Annotated in this window: 4 protein-coding genes; all 4 read right to left on the bottom strand. The window is 27.1% G+C overall.

All coding sequences use genetic code 11. From position 1 onward, the window contains the following. Positions 1-265: DUF603 domain-containing protein (locus HNP68_RS06250; protein WP_183221530.1), on the bottom strand; the 265-nt coding region annotated here is incomplete at its 3' end. Between the two features lie 182 nt (positions 266-447). Continuing rightward, on the bottom strand, positions 448-927 hold the full coding sequence (locus HNP68_RS06245; RefSeq protein WP_183221528.1) for a hypothetical protein: 480 nt from the start codon (positions 925-927) through the stop codon (positions 448-450). 114 nt (positions 928-1,041) lie between these two features. After that, on the bottom strand, positions 1,042-2,220 hold the full coding sequence (locus HNP68_RS06240; protein ID WP_183221526.1) for a hypothetical protein: 1,179 nt from the start codon (positions 2,218-2,220) through the stop codon (positions 1,042-1,044). Between the two features lie 27 nt (positions 2,221-2,247). Continuing rightward, positions 2,248-2,793 carry an Erp family outer-surface lipoprotein gene (locus tag HNP68_RS06235; RefSeq protein WP_183221524.1) on the bottom strand — a complete coding sequence of 182 codons (546 nt, stop codon included), beginning with the start codon at positions 2,791-2,793 and terminating at the stop codon, positions 2,248-2,250. Positions 2,794-3,235: the final 442 nt, after the last annotated feature.

Genomic DNA, 3,235 nt, shown 5'->3' with positions numbered 1-3,235 from the left:
AACGCTCTAAATCTAATTCGCCCTTAACTTTTTTAGCTTTAACTTCTGATCTAAAAGTTTGTGCTACAAGGTGTTCAAAAGTATCTTCACTAATTGTTACTCTAGAGTTCTCATTAACAAAAGTTTCTCCACTTTCCCATTTTTGTCTCATTCTCCACACATTTACTTTAGAAACTCCTAGTTTAGCTGCTATCTCTCCATCATTTAAAGTTCCTTCTATAAAATAAGCAACATAATCATCAAAAGATCTTTTAACTCTTTTCAAAAGCATTACCCAAAAGTAACAAAATTAACAAATTGTTACTCTAAATAGTAAAGCAATTTAACAAATTGTTAACATAACCTGTTAATTTCTTAATGTATATTAGTGGTGTTTAATATTTATTGGCTTTTATTAACTTAGTTAGTTGTTATTTCTAAACCAAAGATTATAGTAATAGCAACTAACTACTGTATTTTATGCCTTGTATTTAAATCCTTAATATACACTACAAAATTTGATAGTAATCCATCAACAAACTTCTTAGAATTCACAATACAATCATAAAAATGATGTAACTCCATAAAAGCAAACAATCTAAATCTTTCAACTTCACTAGCACGCTTTTCTTCTAGAACATATTTCATAATATTTTTAGGCACAAGATATATATATCCAAAAAATTCTAAAATTTTACCATATGATTTCAGCTCTTGTATGATTGTATCCATCATATTTTCCTTATAATCAAAATTTGGAATTTTTCTTCTTTGATCCGGATTAGTAGTATTAAATACTTGTATATAATCCTTATCTTTAAGGATGTCCTCTAAAAATTCAATCGCTTTTTCATTATTTTTAATGACTACATCATCTAAAGAATTTCCATAAATATTAGAAACAAATATAATAAAACCAAACAATATCTTGAATAATAATCTTTTCACTTTTACTCCTTAAAAATTAACTTAAACAAGAGAACAAGACTAATAGTTAGTCTTGTTCTTCATAATTTACGCTTATAAAACCATTTTTTATTCTTTTTTTTCTCTTCTAAATTTTTAAACTCTTCTTCTGATATTTATATAATCACTATCACTCAAACCACAATCACTATTATCTGGATCAATTACACATTTTATAACTTTTTTAAGTTCTTCTTTATTAGCATTACTTTGAAGATATTCTTTTAGCTCTTTTAATTTATCTTTTATTTTTTCTAAATCTCCTTTAATATCACTAACTTTTACAATATCTTTGTTTTTTTCAATATTACCTTCTTTTATTTTTATTTTAGCCCTTAGACCTTTCCTAGCGCTTTCTAATTCCTCCTTAAGGAACTTGTATAGCTTCTCATCATCTTCTAAAAAATTGCTCCACTCATAATAAAGAGAATGTCCGTGTGAAGAACTATAATAAGTGTGTTCACCACTTCCCGTATTAGCAGTAAAATCGTCATAAATAGCGCCTGTAACTTTATCTTCAACTTCTTTTCCAGATACTTCTGTTCTCTCTTCAAAATATGATTTTGGATTTATACTGTCAATATCACTAGTTATCTTATCTATCTTTCTTGCAATTTCTACAATTTTAATTGTAGTTACTTTCTCAAGAAAACTTTCGCCTGACTCTAATTCTCTTAATTTTCTTCTTTCTTCTCTTTGCTTTTTCCGTTCTTCCATTTTTTTCAGTTCTTCAGCATATTTTTCTCTTCTTCTTCTTTTTAAGTCCTCTTCCCTTTTTTCTTTAGCTTTTTCTTCTTCTGTTTTTTCTTTAACTACTGATTTTGCTACTATTGGCAATTTTGGAATTTCTGGTAATTTTGGTTTTAATGTTTCTGCTATTTCTAATTTTGGTTCTTTATTTTCTAAAGTTATAGGTTCGGGTTTTAAAACTTTAACATCTTCATTGTCTTTTAAATCATTTTTGGGATTTTCTTTTTCTTCTAAATTAAAATCTTTCCTATTTTCTTTTTTCTCCTTTATTTCTTCTTCCTTTAATTTTTCTGCTATTTCATATACTGTTGGATCATCTGAAATAATTTTTTCTTCTTTATCTAAAAATTTCTTAATTTGCTTTTCTATGCCTTGCTTAACCTTTTTTTCTATACCCTGCTTAAATCCCTTAACTTGTTGTTTTACATTTTTCACTGAATTTTCTAAATCTTCACCACTTGCATAATTCTTGCAAGAAATTATCAATGCAAAAACGGAACAAACAATAAACATTTTTTTCTTCATAGCTGTTCTCTCCTATACTGTAAACTTCTATTTTAAATTTTTCTTAAGTTCTTCTAGTGATATTGCATATCCAGCAGTTTTATCTCCTGAGTTATTATCTTTCTTAATTTTATCTCCTGAAAATGTAATATATTCAGAATTATCAATTTTCTCTATCTTTGTTATTATCTCTTTATCTTGGATACCGGAGCTTGTATTACTTTGTTCATCCCCATATCCATAATACAAACTGCTTTTAAATGATCCGCCTTCAGTCATTGCTTTTACAAAGTTATTAACTTCTGATTCTTCTACTTTAAAGAATGTGGCACTGTGCCCACCAGCATTTAAACCTGTTGCAATACCATATTCTCCTTTTTTTCTTTCTTCTTTTTCTACAACTAAATCTCCCAAGTCTGTCCAATTACCACTATTATCTTTATTTTTAATTTTTACAGTAAATTCAGTGAATTCTATTGTCTTGCTGCTTATCTGTTCACTTGTACTATTTGTACTTGTACTTGTAAAATTTTCACAAGAAATTATAAGTACAAAAACAGTATAAATAATAAACATTTTTATCTTTTTATTCATAAGTTACTTCCTTTTAAGTTTAAAATGATACTTCAAAAGTATAATAATTACAATTTTTTACAGTTTTAAATAATTGATTTTGTTACATTGCGTTGTTACATTTTAACAAACTGAAAATGTAATTTTAATCAACTCCCGAAAATCTCTCCATTGCAAATGCCAAACTCACTACAGAAACTCACAAAACACATATAAATTAAATTTCAGGGTATTTGCTATATATCACACAAAGTATACTATCTTTCTTGTGTGCACCCCTTAAAAATTGCCACTTCTACTTGCTACAACCACTCTACACTCTAAATTTCGAATGCAATGAGAGCCTCCAAAATTTGACTAAAATTTCTAGTTTTTGGTAAAATGTAAATTGTAATTTTTATCTATTTTTATTACTTTTACTTAATTTAAAAAGTAACACTTTAAGGAGCTTGCTTTATGCGCA

Source organism: Borreliella yangtzensis (assembly GCF_014201775.1).
Classification (GTDB): domain Bacteria; phylum Spirochaetota; class Spirochaetia; order Borreliales; family Borreliaceae; genus Borreliella; species Borreliella yangtzensis.
The sequence above is the reverse complement of the archived record's forward strand: the minus strand, read 5'-3'. Positions and strand labels throughout refer to the sequence as shown.